This window comes from Citrobacter sp. Cpo100, assembly GCF_030332595.1.
Lineage (GTDB): Bacteria > Pseudomonadota > Gammaproteobacteria > Enterobacterales > Enterobacteriaceae > Citrobacter > Citrobacter portucalensis.
Genome location: NZ_JAOWHM010000037.1, coordinates 619,634 through 640,191 on the forward strand (window position 1 = coordinate 619,634; position 20,558 = coordinate 640,191).

Annotated in this window: 23 protein-coding genes and 1 pseudogene; 13 read left to right on the forward strand and 11 right to left on the reverse strand. The window is 51.6% G+C overall.

Features of this window, described 5'->3' with window-relative positions; all coding sequences use genetic code 11:
- Nucleotides 1–101: 101 nt before the first annotated feature.
- From pdxH to anmK, 3 genes are all read right to left on the reverse strand, one after another.
- Nucleotides 102–758 (reverse strand): pyridoxamine 5'-phosphate oxidase, encoded by a 657-nt coding sequence (gene pdxH, locus OGX96_RS18500; protein WP_003029169.1) that lies wholly within the window; start codon nt 756–758, stop codon nt 102–104.
- Between the two features lie 59 nt (nt 759–817).
- Nucleotides 818–1,147 (reverse strand): C-type lysozyme inhibitor, encoded by a 330-nt coding sequence (mliC, locus tag OGX96_RS18505; RefSeq protein ID WP_003029170.1) that lies wholly within the window; start codon nt 1,145–1,147, stop codon nt 818–820.
- 87 nt (nt 1,148–1,234) lie between these two features.
- Nucleotides 1,235–2,356: an anhydro-N-acetylmuramic acid kinase gene (anmK, locus tag OGX96_RS18510; protein WP_008784673.1), complete on the reverse strand. Its 1,122-nt coding sequence runs from the start codon at nt 2,354–2,356 to the stop codon at nt 1,235–1,237.
- Between the two features lie 274 nt (nt 2,357–2,630).
- On the opposite strand from anmK, the gene slyB reads away from it, so the two are divergent.
- On the forward strand, nt 2,631–3,098 hold the full coding sequence (gene slyB / locus OGX96_RS18515) for an outer membrane lipoprotein SlyB (RefSeq protein WP_003029175.1): 468 nt from the start codon (nt 2,631–2,633) through the stop codon (nt 3,096–3,098).
- Between the two features lie 46 nt (nt 3,099–3,144).
- Here slyB and slyA read toward each other — a convergent pair whose 3' ends face one another.
- Nucleotides 3,145–3,585 (reverse strand): transcriptional regulator SlyA, encoded by a 441-nt coding sequence (gene slyA, locus OGX96_RS18520; protein ID WP_008784672.1) that lies wholly within the window; start codon nt 3,583–3,585, stop codon nt 3,145–3,147.
- Between the two features lie 192 nt (nt 3,586–3,777).
- Here slyA and OGX96_RS18525 point away from each other — a divergent pair, with 192 nt between their 5' ends.
- From OGX96_RS18525 to OGX96_RS18535, 3 genes and pseudogenes are all read left to right on the forward strand, one after another.
- Nucleotides 3,778–4,014 carry a DUF1656 domain-containing protein gene (locus OGX96_RS18525; RefSeq protein WP_003029180.1) on the forward strand — a complete coding sequence of 79 codons (237 nt, stop codon included), beginning with the start codon at nt 3,778–3,780 and terminating at the stop codon, nt 4,012–4,014.
- Nucleotides 4,015–4,016: 2 nt separating this feature from the next.
- Entirely contained in the window at nt 4,017–4,880 is an 864-nt protein-coding gene (locus tag OGX96_RS18530; protein ID WP_071446502.1) for an efflux RND transporter periplasmic adaptor subunit, read from the forward strand.
- Nucleotides 4,877–6,917 (forward strand): annotated as a pseudogene (locus OGX96_RS18535) (FUSC family protein). Before OGX96_RS18530 ends, OGX96_RS18535 begins: the two are co-directional and overlap by 4 nt.
- Here OGX96_RS18535 and sodC read toward each other — a convergent pair.
- The 3 genes from sodC to OGX96_RS18550 all read right to left on the reverse strand — a co-directional run bounded on the left by sodC (nt 6,893) and on the right by OGX96_RS18550 (nt 8,684).
- Entirely contained in the window at nt 6,893–7,417 is a 525-nt protein-coding gene (gene sodC / locus OGX96_RS18540; protein ID WP_048214268.1) for a superoxide dismutase [Cu-Zn] SodC, read from the reverse strand. The pseudogene OGX96_RS18535 and the gene sodC sit on opposite strands and share 25 nt — an antisense overlap.
- 81 nt (nt 7,418–7,498) lie before the next feature.
- Nucleotides 7,499–8,395 (reverse strand): aldo/keto reductase, encoded by an 897-nt coding sequence (locus tag OGX96_RS18545; RefSeq protein WP_048214269.1) that lies wholly within the window; start codon nt 8,393–8,395, stop codon nt 7,499–7,501.
- Between the two features lie 49 nt (nt 8,396–8,444).
- Nucleotides 8,445–8,684, reverse strand: a complete 240-nt coding sequence (locus tag OGX96_RS18550) for a DUF1289 domain-containing protein (protein ID WP_003832768.1) — start codon at nt 8,682–8,684, stop codon at nt 8,445–8,447.
- Between the two features lie 101 nt (nt 8,685–8,785).
- Here OGX96_RS18550 and OGX96_RS18555 point away from each other — a divergent pair, with 101 nt between their 5' ends.
- The 4 genes from OGX96_RS18555 (at nt 8,786) to rnt (ending at nt 11,785) form a co-directional block, all read left to right on the forward strand.
- Complete coding sequence (locus tag OGX96_RS18555) at nt 8,786–9,385, forward strand: TetR/AcrR family transcriptional regulator (protein WP_003832766.1); 600 nt, start codon at nt 8,786–8,788, stop codon at nt 9,383–9,385.
- Nucleotides 9,386–9,439: 54 nt separating this feature from the next.
- Nucleotides 9,440–10,537, forward strand: a complete 1,098-nt coding sequence (locus tag OGX96_RS18560; RefSeq protein ID WP_032943320.1) for an alkene reductase — start codon at nt 9,440–9,442, stop codon at nt 10,535–10,537.
- Nucleotides 10,538–10,634: 97 nt separating this feature from the next.
- On the forward strand, nt 10,635–11,042 hold the full coding sequence (gene gloA, locus OGX96_RS18565) for a lactoylglutathione lyase (RefSeq protein ID WP_003832762.1): 408 nt from the start codon (nt 10,635–10,637) through the stop codon (nt 11,040–11,042).
- A 95-nt stretch (nt 11,043–11,137) separates the two neighbouring features.
- Nucleotides 11,138–11,785 carry a ribonuclease T gene (gene rnt, locus OGX96_RS18570; protein ID WP_003029200.1) on the forward strand — a complete coding sequence of 216 codons (648 nt, stop codon included), beginning with the start codon at nt 11,138–11,140 and terminating at the stop codon, nt 11,783–11,785.
- 53 nt (nt 11,786–11,838) lie between these two features.
- On the opposite strand, the gene grxD is transcribed toward rnt, so the two are convergent.
- The gene (grxD, locus tag OGX96_RS18575; RefSeq protein WP_003832760.1) at nt 11,839–12,186 is read right to left on the reverse strand and encodes a monothiol glutaredoxin 4; all 348 of its coding nucleotides are present in this window, start codon (nt 12,184–12,186) and stop codon (nt 11,839–11,841) included.
- Nucleotides 12,187–12,520: 334 nt separating this feature from the next.
- Here grxD and OGX96_RS18580 point away from each other — a divergent pair, with 334 nt between their 5' ends.
- Together OGX96_RS18580 and sodB are read left to right on the forward strand one after the other, a co-directional pair.
- Nucleotides 12,521–13,351 carry a C40 family peptidase gene (locus OGX96_RS18580; protein WP_079933979.1) on the forward strand — a complete coding sequence of 277 codons (831 nt, stop codon included), beginning with the start codon at nt 12,521–12,523 and terminating at the stop codon, nt 13,349–13,351.
- A gap of 127 nt (nt 13,352–13,478) precedes the next feature.
- Nucleotides 13,479–14,060, forward strand: a complete 582-nt coding sequence (sodB, locus tag OGX96_RS18585) for a superoxide dismutase [Fe] (protein ID WP_003029205.1) — start codon at nt 13,479–13,481, stop codon at nt 14,058–14,060.
- Between the two features lie 39 nt (nt 14,061–14,099).
- Here the strand turns inward: sodB and OGX96_RS18590 are convergent, their stop codons facing one another.
- Both OGX96_RS18590 and cydH read right to left on the reverse strand, forming a co-directional pair.
- Nucleotides 14,100–15,269, reverse strand: a complete 1,170-nt coding sequence (locus OGX96_RS18590; protein ID WP_008784665.1) for an MFS transporter — start codon at nt 15,267–15,269, stop codon at nt 14,100–14,102.
- A gap of 176 nt (nt 15,270–15,445) precedes the next feature.
- Nucleotides 15,446–15,535: a cytochrome bd-I accessory subunit CydH gene (cydH, locus tag OGX96_RS18595; protein WP_003029209.1), complete on the reverse strand. Its 90-nt coding sequence runs from the start codon at nt 15,533–15,535 to the stop codon at nt 15,446–15,448.
- A gap of 297 nt (nt 15,536–15,832) precedes the next feature.
- Between cydH and purR the strand changes: the two genes are divergently transcribed.
- Nucleotides 15,833–16,858, forward strand: a complete 1,026-nt coding sequence (gene purR, locus OGX96_RS18600; RefSeq protein ID WP_003832757.1) for an HTH-type transcriptional repressor PurR — start codon at nt 15,833–15,835, stop codon at nt 16,856–16,858.
- Here purR and punR read toward each other — a convergent pair.
- A complete protein-coding gene (punR, locus tag OGX96_RS18605; RefSeq protein ID WP_003029215.1) occupies nt 16,855–17,787 on the reverse strand; it encodes a DNA-binding transcriptional activator PunR in 933 nt (310 codons plus the stop codon). The genes purR and punR overlap by 4 nt on opposite strands.
- Nucleotides 17,788–17,899: 112 nt before the next feature.
- Here punR and punC point away from each other — a divergent pair, with 112 nt between their 5' ends.
- Both punC and cfa read left to right on the forward strand, forming a co-directional pair.
- Entirely contained in the window at nt 17,900–19,105 is a 1,206-nt protein-coding gene (gene punC, locus OGX96_RS18610) for a purine nucleoside transporter PunC (protein WP_286584222.1), read from the forward strand.
- A gap of 290 nt (nt 19,106–19,395) precedes the next feature.
- Nucleotides 19,396–20,544: a cyclopropane fatty acyl phospholipid synthase gene (cfa, locus tag OGX96_RS18615; protein WP_286583865.1), complete on the forward strand. Its 1,149-nt coding sequence runs from the start codon at nt 19,396–19,398 to the stop codon at nt 20,542–20,544.
- The last annotated feature ends 14 nt before the right edge of the window (nt 20,545–20,558 follow it).

The following is a 20,558-nucleotide window of genomic DNA, read 5'->3' on the forward strand; positions in this document are numbered from 1 at the left end:
GCACCTTTGCCGGTACACGACTTTTCGCCTGATGCGAAAGAAACATAGAATAAAGCGCCGGATTGATCAGCACCAGCGCTTAAAACAAGAAATTTGCATCTTTAGGGGGCCAGACGATCAATTTTCCACGCGTTATCTTCGCGTTGGTATAAAAAACGATCGTGCAGACGGTTTTCACCGCCCTGCCAGAACTCCATTTGTTCAATACTCACGCGAAAGCCGCCCCAGAAACTGGGCAGAGGAACTTCCCCTTGCTGAAACTTCTGCTTCAGTTCGAGGAATTTGCTTTCGAGAATACCGCGCGCGGAGATCCGACTGGATTGTTTTGAGACCCAGGCGCCAATCTGACTGTCGCGTGGGCGACTGTGGAAGTATTTCACCACTTCGAGTGTGGAAAGACGCTCTGCCTTGCCGATCACCATCACCTGCCGTTCCAGCGTATGCCAGGGAAATAAAAGGCTGATGCGTGGATTTTTCTCGATCTGATGCGCCTTACGGCTACCAAGGTTGGTATAGAACACCAGCCCTTTGTCATCATAATGCTTGAGTAACACGATGCGCTGATACGGCTGACCATTTTCATCGACGGTCGCAACGACCATTGCGGTGGGATCGGCCAGTTTGGCATCACAGGCTTGCCCCAGCCAGCGCTCAAACAGCGCAAGGGGTTCGGCGGGAAGATCGCGGCGGCGAAGACCGCCTTTCGTGTATTCACGGCGCAGATGCGCGATTTGCTGCAATTCGTCGTTATCAGACATGATGTTGGGCTACGGATTGTCAGTGGGTGACGCTATTGTGCGCCGCCCAGGTGAAAATCTCAACGCTTCGGGTTCTGTAACTGACAGTTATTTAGCACAATTCTGTCTCGTTTATAGACCGTTGCCTCGTCGCCTTTAGACCAAAATACGTAGATACCATCGGTATAACGAGCACCTGATGCCGACACGCCCTGTTTGAGGTTCAATAGCTGATTATCATAAACAAAGCTTGCCGTCTGGCGGGTATTGTTCAGCTTCACGGTCAGCGGTTTTTCGTCGCAGCGGTATTCAAGCGTATCCGTTTGCATACGCTCGACAAATTGGTTGTACACACTACAACCGCTAAGCAGTACGGGCAGACACACTAACAACAGTTTTTTCATAGCCATATCCTGAAGACTTTCCTGGTCCTGGAGGGTAATGGCACCCTCCCTAATTTCCTTAGTTTACCGGCACACCGCGCTGAATAATTTCAGTTAACTCTGAGTTCGTGGATTGGCAGGATAAATTGCCCCTAAAACACTCGGCTCTGACGCCCCAGTCACAGACGGTAAATTTCCCGGTAATCCGGCCAGCGTTCGCCACGCCAGCCAGGCAAAGGCTAACGCTTCCATATCATCACCGCTGATCCCGGCTTCATCGGTAGAGGTAACCTCTGTACCCGGTAATAATGCCGCCAGACGCATCATCAGCAGTGGATTACGACTGCCACCACCACATACCATGAGTCGATCACAGCCGCCGCTTAATAAGACCTGCTCTGAAATGGTTACTGCCGTCAGTTCGGCAAGCGTCGCCTGCACATCTCGTGGGCTAATTCCCGGAAACTGCGCCAGATGACGCTCTATCCAGCCGTAATTAAAATACTCACGACCGGTGCTTTTCGGCGCAGGCGCGGAAAAATAAGGGTCGTTAAGCATATTCTGCAGCAACGGCAGGATCACCGTTCCTGAAATGGCCCACTGCGCATCTTTGTCGTAGGGCTGGCCACATTGCCGCCAGATCCATGCATCCATCAGCATATTGCCCGGCCCGGTGTCGTATCCGCGAACGGGTTGTTGCGGAATAAGCAGAGACAGATTGGCAATCCCGCCGATGTTTAACACCATTCGCCGTTCCGTTGGATGTGCCAGAAGTGCCTGGTGAAACGCGGGAACGAGCGGTGCACCCTGCCCGCCGAGGGCGATATCACGTCGACGAAAATCGCCGACTACGGTTATCCCGGTACGCGCGACAATCTGGTTGTTATCACCAATTTGCAGCGTGTGCGGCGCAGCACCGTTCGGTTCATGCCACACGGTTTGCCCGTGGCAACCAATCGCAACGATATCCTGCGGTTTCAATTTTTCTTGCGCCAACAGCGCATTCACCGCCTCAGCAAATAGATAACCGAGCTGTGCATCTAACTGACCAAACTGAGAAAGTGTAAGCTGCTGCCCCTGGCAGATATCCAGAATCGCTTGTTTAACATGAATGGGGATGGGCCAGGTCAGACTCGCCTGCTGCGCAACCATCGTTTCATCTATTGTCGCCAGCACAACATCGACGCCATCAAGGCTGGTTCCAGACATTACACCGATAAAACGGCCCGATTTCATAGGTCATCCTTTTAAGCAAATTAGCCTTGACACTCAACCATAAAGTGTCGACTAATGCCATGCTTCCTTAATGATTTTTGGTGGCTAATCATTACAATGATCGTTTAATTACATCAATTATATGAATGATTCGTTTATACTCGGTTGATCCGATTTCGGTTAAGATTTTCATATTGTTCCAGTAGAACATGTGACCTTAGGCTCACAAATGCCATATAATTTAGCCATGAAGGGTGCTCTATTAGCGTTTCGTGGTGACAAAGGAGATTTGTAAATGATTAAACGTGTGCTGATTGTTTCATTAATGGGCGTATCTTTAGCGGGTTGCGTTAACAATGACAGCCTTTCAGGCGACGTATATACCGCATCCGAAGCGAAACAAGTTCAGAACGTTACCTACGGTACGATTGTTCATGTTCGTCCGGTGCAAATCCAGGGTGGCGATGACGCAAACGTGATTGGTGCTATTGGTGGTGCGGTACTCGGCGGGTTCCTTGGTAACACCGTCGGCGGCGGTACGGGTCGTTCATTAGCGACGGCTGCAGGTGCAGTTGCCGGTGGCGTAGCGGGTCAAGGCGTACAAGGTGCGATGAATAAAACCCAGGGTGTGGAACTGGAAATCCGTAAGGATGATGGTAATACCATCATGGTGGTTCAGAAACAGGGTGCGACCAAGTTTTCAGCCGGCCAGCGCGTTGTTATGGCTAACAACGGCAGCCAGGTTACCGTGTCGCCACGCTAATCGAATTCACGTGTGGTCAGGCTCTGGCCACACGTAACTTATCGTTTCAACCTTGTGACTGCAGTTCAATAATATTGTGTTCGAGTTTAGCAACCAGCTTAATCAGCAGATCAATTTCCTCAGCTGAAATCCCTTCCAGAATTTCTCCACGTGTTTTGTTGATCACCGCTTCCATATCAGCGATCAGCGGCTCAGCCTTCTCTGTCAGTTTAATTCTCTTAGCTCGACGATCGCTGGCGCAAGTCTGTCGTGAAATGAGTCCCTTTTCTTCCAACTGGTCAAGCGTACGTACCAGCGAAGGCTGCTCGATGCCAATCGCTTTAGCCAACTGAATCTGCGATTGATCCGGCGGCAACTGATGAATGTTGTGCAGCGTAACCCAATGCGTCTGCGTCAACTCCAGAGGTTTCAGGCGATGGTCAATCAGAGCACGCCAAATGCGCACCAACCGTGCCAGATCAGAACCTAATGGCGATTCCAATTTCATCTCCTTATAATTAGCTTGCTAAGTTATTGTGCTGATTTTAGAATAGTGTGCAGCATTTGTATTCCCAAAACAAATGTATTGCCAAATTTGCTTACCGGCTGACATTTTTTCAGACATTATGCGTTACGGAGACTCATTGTCTCTTTTTTGCTAAACCTATAGCAATGCTCTCTTCCGTCAAGGATTTTGCCCGTGAAGTTTATGTTTAATGCAACAGGATTGCCCCTACAAGATTTAATGATCGGCGCATCTGTCTACTTTCCTCCTGTTTTCAAGGCGATTGTAGCAGGATTTATTCTCTGGCTGGTTGTTCATCGCCTGCTGCGCGACTGGATTTACTCCGGCGAAATCTGGCATCCCCTGCTAATGGATCTGTCACTCTTTACGCTTTGCGTATGTCTGGCCTTTGTTATGCTGATAGCGTGGTGATTATGTCGCTTAAAACCGTTAAATACTTCTCCACTATTATAGTCGCTGCAATCGCAGTTTTCGCCGGATGGTGGATGTGGAATTACTATATGCAATCGCCCTGGACACGTGATGGCAAAGTACGTGCTGAGCAGGTCAGCATCACGCCGCAGGTGTCAGGCAGCATTAGCGAACTCTATATAAAAGATAACCAGTTTGTGAATAAAGGCGATGTCCTTTTTATTATCGACAAGACGCCATTTCACATTGCTGAACTGAATGCGCAAGCGCAACTGGCAAAAGCGCAGTCTGACCTGGCGAAAGCCAATAACGAAGCCAACCGCCGCCGTCATTTATCGCAAAATTACATCTCAGCCGAGGATCTGGATACCGCAAATCTCAACGTGAAAGCCATGCAGGCAAGCGTTGAAGCGGCTGAGGCCAGTTTGCGCCAGGCCCAGTGGCAGCTGACGCAAACGGTGGTCAAAGCCCCCGTAGCGGGTTGGGTCACCAATCTTTCAACCCGTAGCGGAGACTACGCTTCAACCGGTAAGCCCCTGTTTGCCCTTGTCGACAGTCACTCTTTTTATGTCATGGGGTATTTTGAAGAAACCAAATTGCGCCATATTCGAGAAGGCGCACCTGCGACGATTACACTCTACAGCGGCAATGTAAAGTTACAGGGTCACGTTTCCAGTATTGGCCGTGCCATCTACGATCAAAGTGTGGAAAGTGATTCCGGCCTGATTCCCGACATAAAACCCAACGTGCCGTGGGTGCGTCTGGCGCAGCGTGTCCCGGTACGCATCGAATTCGACGCCCTGCCGCGGGAGGTCACGCTGGTGTCAGGTACAACCTGCAGCGTATCCATCGGCCAGCGTAAATGAAACTGCCCCGCCTGACACCAGGCAATTTGCCGTGGTTTAAAGCCACGGCGGCACAGTGGCGTTATGCGCTGCGTAACACCATTGCGATGTGCCTGGCGTTAACTTTTGCTTATTATCTGAATCTGGACGAGCCCTACTGGGCGATGACCTCGGCGGCGGTGGTCAGTTTTCCCACCGTTGGCGGGGTTATCAGCAAAAGTCTGGGTCGCGTGGCGGGTAGCTTACTGGGTGCCACCGCCGCATTGATTATTGCCGGTCATACTCTCAATGAGCCGTGGCTGTTTTTGCTGAGCATGTCAGTGTGGATCGGTTTTTGTACCTGGGCATGCGCGCACTTCACCAATAACGTTGCCTACGCATTTCAACTGGCGGGTTATACGGCGGCGATCATTGCGTTTCCCATGGTCAATACCGTGGAAATTACGCAATTATGGGATATCGCGCAGGCACGCGTGTGTGAAGTCATCGTCGGTATCCTGTGTGGTGGCGTGATGATGATGATCCTGCCCAGCACCTCCGATGGCACCACGTTACTGACTGCATTGAAAAACATGCATTCACGTTTACTGGAACATGCCAGCCTACTCTGGCAACCAGAAACCACGGATGCCATTCGCACAGCCCATGAAGGTGTTATCGGGCAGATTCTGACCATGAACCTGCTGCGTATTCAAGCTTTCTGGAGTCATTACCGCTTTCGTCGCCAGAATGCTTTGCTCAATTCGCTGTTGCACCAGCAGTTACGGATGACCAGCGTGATTTCCAGTCTGCGCAGGATGCTGCTGAACTGGCCTAATCCGCCGTCCAACACCCGGGAAATCATCGAGCAGTTGCTCAGCGAACTAATAAAATCCAATGCGAATAGCTACACCGTCGCATGTATTATTGCCCCGCTGCGGCCCGTCGATGCCCGCGACTATCGACACGTCGCCTTCTGGCAACGACTGCGTTATTTTTGTCGGCTCTACCTGCGCAGCAGCCATTATCTGCATTTACTGGAAAATGGTGTTACCGCCGAGCGTATTAATATCGCCCGCACGCCGGGACTTGCCCGTCATACCGATAATGCGGAAGCTATCTGGAGCGGGTTGCGTACGTTCTGCACTTTGATGCTTATCGGCGCATGGAGCATTGGTGCACAATGGGAATCAGGCTCTGGCGCACTCACGCTCGCTGCGATCAGCAGTGTGCTGTATTCCGCCGTTGCCACACCGTTCAAGTCGCTTTCTTTGCTGATGCGTACGCTGGTTCTACTGTCGCTATTTAGCTTTGTGGTTAAGTTTGGCCTGATGGTGCAAATTTCCGACCTCTGGCAGTTTATTCTCTTTCTCTTCCCGCTACTCGCCACCATGCAACTGTTGAAGCTACAAATGCCTGCCCTGGCAGGTCTTTGGGGGCAGTTGATTGTATTTATGGGTTCGTTTATCGCGGTGACCAATCCGCCGGTATATGATTTTGCTGATTTCCTGAATGACAATATGGCGAAAATCACCGGCGTGGCGCTGTCATGGCTGGCCTTCGCCATCCTGCGCCCCGGATCGGATGCACGGAAAAGTCGCCGCCATATTCGCGCCCTGCGCCGGGATTTTGTCGATCAGCTCAGCCGACATCCATCGCTCAGTGAAAACGAATTTGAATCGCTGACCTATCATCACGTCAGCCAGCTCAGCAACAGTCAGGATGCGCTGGCGCGACGCTGGTTATTACGTTGGGGGGTCGTTTTACTGAACTGCTCGCATGTGGTGTGGCAACTGCGCACCTGGGAGGCGCGTTCCGATCCGCTGGCTCGCGTCAGGGACGTGTGTATCTCGCTGCTGCGCGATGTAATGAGCGAACGTGGCGTCCAGCAACGACCACTTAATGCCACGCTGAATGAGCTACAGCGCATCTGCGATACGCTTGCCCACCATCATCAACCCGCTGCGCAGGAACTGTCGGCACTGGTCTGGCGACTACACTGCTCGCTTTCACAACTCGAACAGGCGCCGCCGCCGGGTACTCTCAGTCGTTGATTATTTGATAACACCACAGGCGTAGCGCGCTCCTCCACCGCCAAGCGGTTTCGGTTGATCGGACATATTATCGCCGCCCACATGGATCATCAGCGCTTTACCTTTAACCTCATCGAGCGTTTTAAGCCGCGGCGCAACGACCGGCGTTGTGGCGTTACCGTCGTTATTCACCACCAATAGCGGCAGGTCGCCCATATGACCTGCGCCTTCCGGGCCTTCATGTTTACCGGTTTGGTGCGGATCATAATGGCCACCAGCCGATTCTGCGGCTGAGGCTTTCCCTTCTTTAATCGCGGGTTGGCAGCTGCCGTTCATATGCACATGGAAGCCATGTTCACCTGGCGGCAACGCTTTCAGATCGGGCGTAAACTCCAGCCCCTTTGCGGTTTCAGCAATAGTGACCGTACCAATCGCTTGGCCGACGCCTTGCGACGTGACCAGATTCATCGTCACTTTTTCTTCACTGGCAGCCTGCGCGCCTGCACAGGCGAGTAGAGTGATGATGGCCAAACTCAAACGCTTCATAAGACCTCCGTCCAAAAGGTGTCTGATTGTTAAGTGTAAACCAGTGACACAAATTTGAACGGAGATGCGCCAAAAACGCGATTAGGGTACGTCGTAACCCAGCGCCGCTTTACGAATGCGGAACCATTGCTGGCGAGACATGTTCAGCGACTCAGACTCAATGGCAGCACGTACACGCTCTATTTTTCCTGAGCCAATAATCGGCAGCGGCTGAGACGGCAGACGTAAAATCCAGGCGTATACCACCTGTTCAATAGATTGCGCATTCAACTCTTCTGCGATCACGGCAAGCTCATTACGTAAAGGCTGGAATGCATCATCATTAAACAGGCGACCACCGCCGAGACAGGACCAGGCCATCGGGCGAATGCGCAGCTGTTGCAGTTGATCTAAAGTACCATCCAACAGGAGCGGCTGATGTACTGGTGAAATTTCTACCTGGTTGGTCGCCAGAGTAAACGGCAGACGCGATTGCAGCAATGAGAACTGTGCCGGGGTGAAGTTGGAGACGCCAAAGTGACGCACTTTGCCACTATGGTGCAATTTTTTAAAAGCGTCGGCGACATCGTCAGCATCCATAAGCGGATCGGGACGGTGGATCAGCAGCAGATCAATATGATCGGTCGCCAGCAGCTTCAGCGACTCCTCCGCACTGGCAATAATATGTGCACTGTCGGTGATGTAGTGGCCCAGCGCATTTTCCGCGCGCGCCGTCGTCGCGATCCCGCATTTGGTCACAATCTGCATTTTTTCACGCAAATGCGGAGCCAGTTTCATTGCCTCACCAAACGCCGCTTCACACTGGTAGCCACCGTAAATATCGGCGTGATCGACGGTGGTCACGCCAAGATCCAGATGCTCTTCAATAAAGCTGACTAGCTGGCGCGCGGACATATTCCAGTCCATCAGGCGCCAGTACCCCATCACAAAGCGAGAAAATTCCGGGCCTTGCGGCGCAATAGTAATACGCTGAACCATAGCAGCTTCCTTTTAAGTGAATGTGCCTCGAGTATACGCAATTACGCTTTTAAAAGAGTGAAGGTTGTTGCGGTTCTTCCGAAGGGTTGGCTTTGTTTGCACGTAATTTACGCATCAGGCGCTGACGACAAAGCCGCAGCACTTCCTGCTTTTGGGTATCGCTCATCTTTTGCCAGTTAAAACGCTCATCCCGACTGCGAAAACAGCCACGGCAAAAGCCGCGTTCGTCAGACTGACATATTCCACGGCATGGGCTCTGGACGGGGAAAAACTCCAGCTGTTCGGCCACATCCCCTCCTTTAATAAGATTGATATACCTATTGAAGACGTTAACTGAATTTCTCGCAAGCGCTATTGCATTAGACCGACTGGTCTATTACACTCCTTCCCATGAACAAAATCACTGAACACGATACACGCGAACATCTGCTGGCGACTGGCGAACTGCTGTGTATGCAGCGCGGCTTCACCGGCATGGGGTTAAGCGAACTACTGAAAACCGCTGAAGTACCCAAAGGTTCGTTTTATCATTACTTTCGCTCTAAAGAAGCGTTCGGTGTCGCGATGCTGGAACGCCACTATGCGGCCTATCATCGGCGACTGGCTACGCACTTTGATACGGGAGCGGGAAACTACCGCGATCGCATTCTGGCCTACTATCAGGAAACCCTGAACCAGTTTAGCCAGCACGGCATTATTAGCGGCTGTTTAACTGTAAAACTGTCTGCCGAAGTGTGCGATCTGTCAGAAGATATGCGCACAGCGATGGATAAAGGCGCGCGGCACATTATTGTGCTGTTAGCGCAGGCGCTGGAGAAAGGTCAGGCCAGCCATTGTCTGTCTTTTGTTGGCGAGCCGTTACAGCAGGCGCAGGTACTGTATGCGCTGTGGCTTGGCGCCAACCTGCAGGCCAAGATTTCTCGTAGCGCCACTCCGCTGGAAAATGCGCTGGCGCACGTTAAAAACATCATCACAACGCCTGCCGTTTAACAGGCGTTTTTATTTTCTTTATCACTAGACGACCGGTCTATTCAGGAGTACCACATGTCATCTGAAAAACTGTTTTCCCCACTGAAAGTGGGTGCCATTACGGCAGCAAACCGCGTATTTATGGCGCCACTGACGCGTCTGCGCAGTATTGAGCCTGGCGACATCCCTACTCCGCTGATGGCCGAGTATTACCGTCAACGCGCCAGCGCGGGTCTTATCATCAGCGAAGCGACGCAGATTTCCGCACAGGCGAAAGGCTATGCCGGAGCACCCGGCTTACACAGCGAAGCGCAAATTGCCGCATGGAAGAAAATCACTGCTGCCGTACACGCTGAGCAAGGTCATATTGCTGTCCAGTTGTGGCACACTGGACGCATCTCTCACGCCAGTCTGCAGCCAAACGGTCAAGCTCCAGTTGCACCTTCCGCGATTAGCGCTGGAACCCGCACCTCGCTGCGCGATGAAAACGGCCTGGCAACGCGTGCCGATACCTCAATGCCGCGTGCGCTGGAAACCGAAGAGATTCCGGGCATCGTTAATGACTTCCGTCAGGCGATAGCCAATGCGCGCGAAGCGGGTTTCGATATGGTTGAACTGCACTCTGCCCACGGCTACCTGCTGCACCAGTTCCTGTCGCCAACGTCTAACCAGCGCACCGATCAATACGGTGGCAGCGTCGAAAATCGTGCGCGTCTGGTACTGGAAGTGGTTGATGCCGGAATTAAAGAATGGGGTGCCGATCGCATTGGTATTCGCGTCTCCCCGATTGGCACTTTCCAGAACGTAGACAATGGTCCAAACGAAGAAGCCGATGCGCTGTATCTGATTGAACAATTGGGCAAGCGTGGAATCGCTTACCTGCACATGTCTGAGCCGGACTGGGCCGGTGGCGAGCCGTATTCCGATGCGTTCCGCGAAAAAGTGCGCGCGCGCTTCCACGGCCCTATCATTGGTGCTGGTGCTTACACCCCAGAAAAAGCAGAAGCGCTGATCGAGAAAGGTCTGATCGACGCCGTTGCTTTTGGTCGCGCCTATATTGCTAACCCGGATCTGGTGGCGCGTCTGCAACGAAAAGCAGAACTGAATCCGCAACGTGCCGAGAGTTTCTACGGCGGCGGCGCGGAAGGTTACACCGACTATCCTACCCTCTAACGTCACAATCTCCGTTCTGCCATTGATAGCGGCGTAACAACGCCGCTATACTAAAACAACATTTTGAATGTATTAGCCATTTTCGAAGGGGAAAAAGATGCGTTTACTCCATACCATGCTGCGCGTGGGTGACCTGCAGCGTTCCATCGAGTTTTATACCAACGTGCTGGGCATGAAGCTGCTGCGTACCAGCGAAAACCCTGAATACAAGTACTCTCTGGCTTTTGTCGGCTACGGTCCTGAAACCAGTGAAGCAGTAATCGAACTGACCTATAACTGGGGTGTCGACAAGTATGATCTGGGTACAGCCTATGGCCATATCGCCCTGAGCGTAGACAACGCGGCTGAAGCCTGTGAACGTATTCGCCAGAATGGCGGTAACGTAACGCGTGAAGCAGGTCCAGTAAAAGGCGGCACCACAGTGATTGCGTTCGTTGAAGATCCGGACGGCTACAAAATTGAGCTGATCGAAGAGAAAGACGCCGGGCGCGGCCTGGGCGATTAATCTCCCCCTCGGGCGCAGATCGTCTGTGCCCATAGTTTTATACTCATCATTTTGCCATAATACGCGCTGCAATTTTCCCGTATTAAGAGACCCAGATGTCCGATAACGCTCAACTTTCCGGTCTGTGTGACCGTTTTCGTGGTTTTTATCCTGTCGTCATTGATGTCGAAACCGCAGGGTTCAATGCCAAAACCGATGCGCTGCTTGAGATTGCCGCCATCACACTGAAAATGGATGAACAAGGCTGGCTGATGCCGGACACGACGTTACATTTCCACGTAGAGCCGTTTGAAGGTGCCAATTTGCAACCGGAAGCGCTCGCCTTTAACGGTATTGACCCTAACAATCCGCTACGCGGTGCGGTCAGCGAATATGATGCTCTGCATGCCATCTTCAAAATGGTGCGTAAAGGCATTAAAGACAGCGGCTGCAATCGGGCAATCATGGTGGCGCATAACGCTACGTTCGACCACAGTTTCATGATGGCTGCAGCAGAACGCGCCTCGCTCAAACGTAATCCGTTCCACCCATTTGTAACCTTTGATACGGCGGCATTAAGCGGTCTGTCTCTGGGGCAGACTGTATTGTCAAAAGCGTGCCTGGCGGCGGGAATGGAGTTTGACGGGAATCAGGCGCACTCGGCGTTGTATGACACCGAACGTACGGCCGTGCTGTTTTGCGAAATCGTTAACCGCTGGAAACGTCTCGGCGGTTGGCCTCTTCCCGTGCCTGAAGAAGCGTAACGGCGACATAAAAAAAGCGACCATTTCAGGTCGCTTTTTTACTTCTGCTGGTATTACTCAGCGTCCGGCTCTTCGGTTTTGTATTTCGCTGCTGTTTCTTTAATCAGCTGCTGCAACTCACCGCGCTGGTACATTTCGATCAGAATGTCACAACCGCCAACCAGCTCACCATCAACCCACAGCTGTGGGAAAGTTGGCCAGTTTGCGTATTTCGGCAGTTCGGCGCGAATATCCGGGTTCTGCAGAATATCAACATAAGCAAAGCGTTCACCACAGGCTGACAGCGCCTGCACAGCCTGTGCGGAGAAACCGCAGCTTGGCAGTTTAGGGGAACCTTTCATGTACAGGAGAATCGGGTTTTCAGCGATCTGGCGCTGGATTTTTTCGATAGTGGTGCTCATTATCTTGCTTCCTTAAACTTCTTTTACGGCAGTAGTCTGACATTGTAACGGGTCAGACAGGCAACGGAAAATAACATTTTCATTACGCGTTATTATTTTATCCCCTGACGCTAAAAGTTGCATTCACAATCTCACTTATCCCCTTCAAACATGTGGATTTGATTATCTGTTCACCAATTCTATCTCTATTTGCTGTTTTTTTTTGCGGTCGGTTACGAAACGCAGTTTTAAACTAAAAAAGCTATTAACTTTCCCTCTTTCTATAGATTAGAATCGTCAAGTTTTGAAAATCACACGCAGGCACGATAGACCTGCCTTACCAGAGGACTGCTCAGTGGCGCGGATAAACCGAATCTCGATCACGCTCTGTGCTTTACTTTTTACTACACTGCCCTTTACGCCTATGGCTCATGCTTCCAAGCAGGCCAGGACGACACCTACCAATTCTCACACCATCAAAACGGTAGATAAAAAGAAAAGCGCAACAACCAGCCAAAAAACAACAAAGACCAGTAAGAAAACGGCGACAAAAACCACCAGCAAAACCAGCACCAAAACCGCTTCCTCTTCTAAAAAACGCACTGCCACTCCGGCAAAGTCGACTAAAACTGCAAATCGCCGTAGTAAAACTGCCGCAGCACAAACCGCAGCCGTTACCTGGACGGAAAAATGCACACCGCGCAAAGGTCACAAACCACGCTGCGTGAAGGTGAAAACCACTGCACCGACTACGCTTGCTGATGCACATAAAGTGAAAGTGCAGAAAGCGACTAAAACCGCTATGTCTACCTTGATGAACCAAATCGGCAAACCTTATCGTTGGGGCGGCTCCTCGCCAAGAACCGGGTTTGACTGCAGCGGTCTGGTTTATTACGCCTATAAAGATCTGGTGAAGTTCCGCATTCCGCGTACCGCGAATGAAATGTACCATCTGCGTGATGCCGCACCAATTGAACGTGGCGAACTGAAAAATGGTGATCTGGTATTCTTTCGTACCCAGGGCCGCGGAACAGCCGATCACGTCGGCGTCTACGTCGGCAACGGTAAGTTTATTCAGTCACCGCGCAGCGGGCAGGAAATTCAAATCACCTCTCTGAGCGAAGATTACTGGCAGCGCCACTATGTGGGCGCTCGTCGGGTAATGACGCCAAAAACAATTCGCTAAAAACTTACCCTACAGAACATGCTGTAGGGTAAGTTCTTCTTTTGCATAACCTTTCAATTTGCTACCCTATCCTTACTCACAATGAGGCTATTGTGTGTACTCAATATAAATAATAAGGAGAGAAGCAATGTCGTTTGAATTACCTGCATTACCGTATGCCAAAGATGCTCTGGCACCGCATATTTCTGCCGAAACGCTGGAATATCACTATGGCAAACACCATCAAACCTACGTGACCAATCTGAACAATCTGATTAAAGGCACGGCGTTTGAAGGCAAATCACTGGAAGAGATCGTTCGTAGCTCTGAAGGCGGTGTATTCAATAACGCAGCACAAGTATGGAACCACACGTTCTACTGGAACTGCCTGGCACCGAACGCAGGTGGCGAACCAACCGGTAAACTGGCCGATGCAATCGCCGCTTCCTTTGGCAGCTTTGCAGATTTCAAAGCGCAATTCACCGATGCCGCTATCAAAAACTTCGGTTCTGGCTGGACCTGGCTGGTTAAAGGAACGGATGGCAAACTGGCTATCGTCTCCACCTCCAACGCAGGTACTCCGCTGACTACCGACGCGACGCCGCTGATGACCGTTGACGTATGGGAACACGCCTACTACATCGACTATCGCAATGCTCGTCCTGGCTACCTGGAACATTTCTGGGCGCTGGTGAACTGGGAATTTGTTGCGAAGAACTTCGCAGCATAAAAAAGATAACGCAGAAGGACTTCCTTCTGCGTTTTTGCATTAATTCGCGGTAGTGAAAGCCTCTTCAGGCTGTCTTCTTGCGGAAATGAACACCAGCAGCAGCGCAAGACCCGCCACAATCGCCCCCATTACCGGCACAAAACTGTAGCCCAGGCCGCCAGATATTACCGCCCCACCGGCCGCAGCCCCCAGAGCGTTCCCCAGATTAAACGCGCCAATATTGACTGACGATGATAATCCAGGCGCTTCGCTGGCAACGCGCATCACACGCATCTGCAACGGTGGAACGACCGCAAACGTCGCCGCGCCCCAGACCACCATACTGACCGCCGCTCCCAGCTCATTACGCGCAAGGAAAGGAATGGCCAGCATAATAACCATCAGCAGCAGTAAAAAGCCTTTCAGCGTACCGTTGACTGAACGGTCAGCCAGTTTGCCGCCAAAATAGTTACCGATCGAGAAGCCAACGCCTATCAACACCAGCATCCCGGTAACAAATGCCGGTGTGGCATGAGTGATAGTATGCAGAACCGGCGAGATGTAGGTATAAAGCGTGAACATCGCCCCAGCACCCAGTACGGTAGTCAGTAACGCCGACAGCACCTGTGGGCGCATAAGTACCGCCAGTTCGCTACGGACATCCGGGCGCTCTCCTGCTCCACCCTTGGGTAATGAGAAGAACAGGCTGACCATCGCAATGACACCCAGCCCCGCAGTGGCCATAAACGACATGCGCCAGCCGATGGTTTCACCAAGCCAGGTCGCCGCCGGAACGCCGCCAATATTGGCGATGGTTAACCCCATAAACATCGTTGCCACAGCGCTGGCCTGCTTATGTTTGGGTACCACACTGGCTGCAACCACAGAACCGAGACCAAAAAAGGCTCCATGATTAAGACTGGTCAAAATACGCGATAGCATCAGCGTGGTGTAATCCGGCGAGATAGCCGAAAGCACATTACCCAGCGTGAAAATCGCCATCAGGAATATCAAAGCATTACGTCGCGCACGATGAGACAGCAGCAATGTCATCAGCGGTGCGCCTACCATCACACCTACTGCATAAGCGCTGATCAGCATGCCAGCCGCCGGAATCGAGACGTCCACACCTTTGGCAATGACGGGCAACAACCCCATTGGCGAAAACTCGGTGGTGCCAATACCAAACGCCCCGATTGCCAGCGCCAGTAAAGGGTAATTGATTTTCATATTTCGACTCCGTATCGTCGAGCCGTGGCACGACATAAAATAAGAGTCAAAAGCATGACATTGATCGCAAAATTAATAAAGTTAACAAAACTGCAAAAGACTTTTGCTTATTCGCAAACAATAGAGGGGAAAAACGAGTCGAAGGGATGAGGGAGAGCTAACTCCCTCGGGGGGAATCAATGCAGCGCTGCGGTCAGACCACCCGCGACGATCAAACCCAGAACAATAATGGTAGTCACTAACGAAAATTTCAGATCGGTGCTCATCAAGTTTTCTCCTTTTTATTCCCACACAAAAAGTGATATTGCGCATTTTTACACACTTGAAAGCAAAAATCTCTCACGATTTATATTGATAACTGCTTTTAACTCTTCCCCTTTTCGTTAAGATCAGACAAAATTCCACGCTTACTTGATTAGCGTACCGGCCATTGACCCCTTCCTGACGTTCCGTGTCGTTTTCCCGGCGTGCCGCAACCCTTACGTTGCGATAAGGGTGTGTAAAGGCAAACGTTTACCTGGAGTATTCTCAGGAGCTTAGGATATGGTCTGGAGTGAGATGTAATGGCAACAATTAAAGATGTAGCGAAGCGAGCAAACGTTTCCACTACAACCGTATCACACGTAATTAACAAGACGCGCTTTGTCGCGGAAGAAACACGTAATGCTGTCTGGGCAGCAATCAAAGAACTGCACTATTCTCCGAGCGCAGTTGCCCGCAGCCTGAAGGTAAATCACACCAAGTCTATCGGCTTGCTGGCGACCAGCAGCGAAGCGGCCTATTTCGCCGAAATTATCGAAGCCGTTGAGAAAAACTGTTTCCAGAAAGGCTATACCCTGATCCTGGGTAACGCATGGAACAGTCTCGAAAAACAGCAGGCTTATCTGTCGATGATGGCGCAAAAGCGCGTTGATGGTCTGCTGGTGATGTGTTCTGAGTATCCGGAGTCGCTGCTTTCGATGCTCGAAGAGTATCGCCATATCCCGATGGTCGTCATGGACTGGGGCGAAGCAAAAGCCGACTTTACTGATACGGTCATTGATAACGCCTTCGAAGGCGGTTACATGGCGGGTCGGTATCTGGTAGAACGCGGTCATCGTGAGATTGGCGTGATCCCTGGCCCAATGGAACGTAACACCGGGGCTGGGCGTCTGGCTGGCTTTATGAAAGCGATGGAAGAAGCGCTGATTAAAGTGCCTGAAAACTGGATTGTCCAGGGCGATTTTGAGCCTGAATCCGGCTATCGTGCCATGCAGCAAATTCTGTCGCAGTCACATCGTCCGACCGCTGTCTTCTGCGGTGGCGATATTATGGCAATGGGTGCGCTGTGCGCCGCTGACGAAATGGGGCTGCGCGTACCGCAGGATGTCTCACTCATCGGCTACGACAACGTGCGCAACGCCCGCTTCTTCACGCCGGCCTTGACGACCATTCACCAGCCGAAGGATTCACTGGGTGAAACGGCCTTCAACATGCTGTTAGACCGTATCGTGAATAAACGTGAAGAGTCACAGTCTATCGAGGTGCATCCGCGCCTGGTTGAGCGTCGCTCCGTTGCCGACGGTCCGTTCCGCGATTACCGCCGTTAAGCCTGTTGTGCGGGAGTCTCATCTGGCTCCCGCAGCCATTCCTTGTTCAACGTTTCACTATCCCCTAAATAGTCCAGCAGCCAACTCAATGCCGGTGACGTATCGTTCTGCTGCCATGTCAGACAACATGCGGCATCAGGAAAGGGGTTCTCCAGTTGCAACGCAACCCATTTACCACTATCGATCCACGGCTTGGCAAAATGCGTCGGTACCATGCCCACGCACAATCCCGCGGACAAACAGGTCGCAGAGGATTCCCAATCCGGCACGACGACGCGCTTTTGGTTGTCCAGCAGCCAGGTAATACGCTTCGGCAATGTTCGGGAGGTATCTTCGCGCACCAGTGACGGCCAGTTGCGCAACGTGTCATCACTTAACGGTCCGGGCATTGACGCCAGTGGGTGATGACTGGCTACCACGCAGCTCCAGCTCAGCATTCCCATATCGCGGAAGGTATAGCGCCCCCCGACCGGAATGGCCTGTGTGGCCCCGATGGCCAGCTCCACACGCCCATCAGACAGTGCGTCCCACACGCCGTTAAACACTTCCTGAAAAACTAACAACTCCACATCATCAAAGTGACGGTAGAAATCCACGATCATCTGTCGGGTACGATCCGGGCGGACAATGTTATCGACGGCGATCGCCAGCTGTCCGCGCCAACCGTTGGCAATTTGCTGACATTGCTGGCGCGTGATCTGCATTTTTTTGATAACAGAGCGGCCTTCTTTTAAAAACCATGCCCCGGCAGGCGTTAATTCCACATCCCGATGGCGTCGCTCAAAAAGTGGCACCGCCAGCCATTCTTCCAGCTGGCGTACGGTGTAGCTTACTGCCGAAGGTACACGGTGCAGCTCCTGCGCGGCCGAACTAAAACTGCCGTTACGCGCAACCGCATCAACCACTTCAAGTGAATATTCCGACCACATATTCTGCCTGCAAAAAATTTGAAATCAGTAAGCAAATATTAGCGTTTCACAGCGAGAATTACACTCACTACACTCAGCGGCATTGTTCTACTGCTAAAAAAGAGAAATGATGATGCAACCTGGGAAAGGGTTTTTAGTCTGGCTGGCAGGTCTTAGCGTGCTCGGTTTTCTGGCAACGGATATGTATCTACCCGCCTTTGCTGCTATTCAGTCCGATCTGCAAACACCTGCATCTGCCGTCAGCGCCAGCCTGAGCTTGTTCTTAGCGGGGTTTGCCGTCGCGCAACTGCTGTGGGGGCCGCTTTCTGACCACTATGGTCGCAAGCCTATTTTGCTGCTGGGTTTATCTATCTTCGCACTGGGCAGTCTGGGCATGCTATGGGTTGAAAACGCCACTGGTCTGCTGGTACTGCGATTTGTTCAGGCCGTTGGCGTCTGTGCGGCATCGGTTATCTGGCAAGCGCTGGTTACCGATTATTTTCCTTCACAAAAAGTAAACCGCATCTTTGCCACTATTATGCCGCTGGTCGGGTTATCTCCTGCACTCGCCCCGCTTTTAGGCAGTTGGATCCTGGTACATTTTTCCTGGCAGGCCATTTTTGCAACTCTGTTTGCCATTACTCTGATTCTGATGCTTCCGGCTCTGCGTCTAAAGCCAACGGCTAAAGCGCGCGATGACAGCCAGGATAAACTGACTTTCGCCACCTTGCTGCGCTCGAAAACTTACCGTGGAAACGTGCTGATTTATGCCGCCTGTTCCGCGAGCTTTTTCGCATGGCTGACAGGTTCCCCGTTCATCCTCAGCGAAATGGGTTATAGCCCAGCGGTAATTGGTCTGAGCTATGTTCCGCAAACTATCGCCTTCTTAATTGGTGGTTACGGCTGTCGTGCAGCGCTGCAAAAATGGCAGGGTCGTCAGCTGCTACCCTGGTTACTCATTCTGTATGCCTTCAGCGTTGTAGGCACCTGGGCGACCGGCTTTATTCATCATGTTGCATTGGCTGAAATCCTGATCCCATTCTGCGTTATGGCGATTGCGAACGGCGCAATCTACCCTATCGTTGTCGCGCAGGCATTACGCCCTTTCCCACAGGCCACTGGACGCGCAGCCGCATTGCAGAATACGCTGCAACTGGGTTTATGCTTCCTGGCAAGCCTTGTCGTTTCCTGGTTGATTGCCACCCCACTGCTCACCACCACCAGCGTTATGCTGACAACAGTATTGCTGGCTGCTGTGGGTTACAAAATGCAGTCGCAGAAAACTGACGCCCCGCAAACAGATGATCGTGCGCAAGTTGCCCACGGAGAGTCGCACTAATAATGGTTGCGGGCATTTAGTTAGCCCGCTAACAATTATTGGTTGAATCGTCAAAAATTCAGGCATATACTGATTTTCAGTTGTTAAAAAAACGATAATTTTAATGCGTTAACGGGGACAAGAACGTTCCCGTTTTACCACGGATGGCCTTTTCGGCAAGGGTTTCTCCCTTCCTCTGTTCTACGTCGGATTATAGATTCGCGGATTAATTCCGTGAGATTTCTCACAAAGCCCAAAAAAGCGTCTACGCTGTTTTAAGGTTCTGATCACCGACCAGTGATGGAGAAGCTATGAGTTCATCATGTATAGAAGACGTCAGCGTACCGGATGATGACTGGTACCGCATTACCAATGAATTATTGAGCCGTGCAGGTATTGCTATTAATGGGCCTGCACCGGCTGATATTCGAGTAAAGAACCCCGATTTTTTCAAACGCGTATTGCAGGAAGGATCGTTAGGGTTGGGTGAAAGTTATATGGATGGCTGGTGGGAATGCGACCGGCTGGACATGTTTTTTAGTAAAGTCTTGCGCGCCGGTCTTGAAAACCAACTCCCCCGCCACTTTAAAGATACGCTACGTATCGCCACGGCTCGCCTGTTCAATTTACAGACCAAAAAACGTGCGTGGATGGTCGGCAAAGAACATTACGATTTGGGCAACGATCTCTTTACTCGCATGCTTGACCCCTATATGCAGTATTCCTGCGCCTACTGGAAAGATGCCAACACTCTGGAATCTGCCCAGCAGGCGAAGCTCAAAATGATTGCTGAAAAATTGCAACTGAAGCCAGGAATGCGGGTGCTTGATATTGGCTGTGGCTGGGGTGGTTTATCCCAGTTTATAGCATCGCAATATGGCGTGAGCGTGGTGGGTGTGACCATTTCGGCAGAACAGCAGAAAATGGCACAGGAACGTTGCGCTGGGCTGGATGTCACCATTTTGCTGCAGGATTATCGCGACCTGAACGACAAATTTGACCGCATTGTCTCCGTCGGCATGTTTGAACATGTTGGACCGAAGAACTACGCCACCTATTTTGAGGTGGTCGATCGTAATTTAAAACCGGATGGTCTCTTTTTACTGCATAGCATCGGCTCCAAAAAGACCGACAATAACGTTGATCCGTGGATCAATAAGTATATCTTCCCAAACGGGTGTTTGCCGTCAGTTCGCCAGATTGCCAACGCCAGCGAACCACATTTTGTGATGGAGGACTGGCATAATTTTGGCGCGGATTACGACACGACGCTGATGGCATGGCACGAGCGTTTCATGAGCTCCTGGCCTGAAATCGCCGATAACTACACCGAACGTTTCAAGCGGATGTTCAGCTATTATCTGAACGCCTGCGCCGGGGCGTTTCGTGCTCGAGATATTCAGCTATGGCAGGTGGTCTTTTCCCGCGGTGTTGAACACGGTCTGCGCGTTCCCCGCTAATCGTTTTCGCCCCC

Bases quoted from the DNA above. Each gene is read 5' to 3' on its own strand.
- pdxH (WP_003029169.1), bottom strand. From the start codon at position 758: ATGTCTGATAACGACGAATTGCAGCAAATCGCGCATCTGCGCCGTGAA.
- punR (WP_003029215.1), bottom strand. From the start codon at position 17,787: ATGTGGTCGGAATATTCACTTGAAGTGGTTGATGCGGTTGCGCGTAAC.
- slyB (WP_003029175.1), top strand. From the start codon at position 2,631: ATGATTAAACGTGTGCTGATTGTTTCATTAATGGGCGTATCTTTAGCG.
- slyA (WP_008784672.1), bottom strand. From the start codon at position 3,585: ATGAAATTGGAATCGCCATTAGGTTCTGATCTGGCACGGTTGGTGCGC.
- gloA (WP_003832762.1), top strand. From the start codon at position 10,635: ATGCGTTTACTCCATACCATGCTGCGCGTGGGTGACCTGCAGCGTTCC.
- OGX96_RS18530 (WP_071446502.1), top strand. From the start codon at position 4,017: ATGTCGCTTAAAACCGTTAAATACTTCTCCACTATTATAGTCGCTGCA.
- OGX96_RS18590 (WP_008784665.1), bottom strand. From the start codon at position 15,269: ATGAAAATCAATTACCCTTTACTGGCGCTGGCAATCGGGGCGTTTGGT.
- OGX96_RS18555 (WP_003832766.1), top strand. From the start codon at position 8,786: ATGAACAAAATCACTGAACACGATACACGCGAACATCTGCTGGCGACT.
- purR (WP_003832757.1), top strand. From the start codon at position 15,833: ATGGCAACAATTAAAGATGTAGCGAAGCGAGCAAACGTTTCCACTACA.
- rnt (WP_003029200.1), top strand. From the start codon at position 11,138: ATGTCCGATAACGCTCAACTTTCCGGTCTGTGTGACCGTTTTCGTGGT.
- punC (WP_286584222.1), top strand. From the start codon at position 17,900: ATGCAACCTGGGAAAGGGTTTTTAGTCTGGCTGGCAGGTCTTAGCGTG.
- sodB (WP_003029205.1), top strand. From the start codon at position 13,479: ATGTCGTTTGAATTACCTGCATTACCGTATGCCAAAGATGCTCTGGCA.
- cfa (WP_286583865.1), top strand. From the start codon at position 19,396: ATGAGTTCATCATGTATAGAAGACGTCAGCGTACCGGATGATGACTGG.
- mliC (WP_003029170.1), bottom strand. From the start codon at position 1,147: ATGGCTATGAAAAAACTGTTGTTAGTGTGTCTGCCCGTACTGCTTAGC.
- cydH (WP_003029209.1), bottom strand. From the start codon at position 15,535: ATGAGCACCGATCTGAAATTTTCGTTAGTGACTACCATTATTGTTCTG.
- grxD (WP_003832760.1), bottom strand. From the start codon at position 12,186: ATGAGCACCACTATCGAAAAAATCCAGCGCCAGATCGCTGAAAACCCG.
- sodC (WP_048214268.1), bottom strand. From the start codon at position 7,417: ATGAAGCGTTTGAGTTTGGCCATCATCACTCTACTCGCCTGTGCAGGC.
- OGX96_RS18560 (WP_032943320.1), top strand. From the start codon at position 9,440: ATGTCATCTGAAAAACTGTTTTCCCCACTGAAAGTGGGTGCCATTACG.
- OGX96_RS18545 (WP_048214269.1), bottom strand. From the start codon at position 8,395: ATGGTTCAGCGTATTACTATTGCGCCGCAAGGCCCGGAATTTTCTCGC.
- anmK (WP_008784673.1), bottom strand. From the start codon at position 2,356: ATGAAATCGGGCCGTTTTATCGGTGTAATGTCTGGAACCAGCCTTGAT.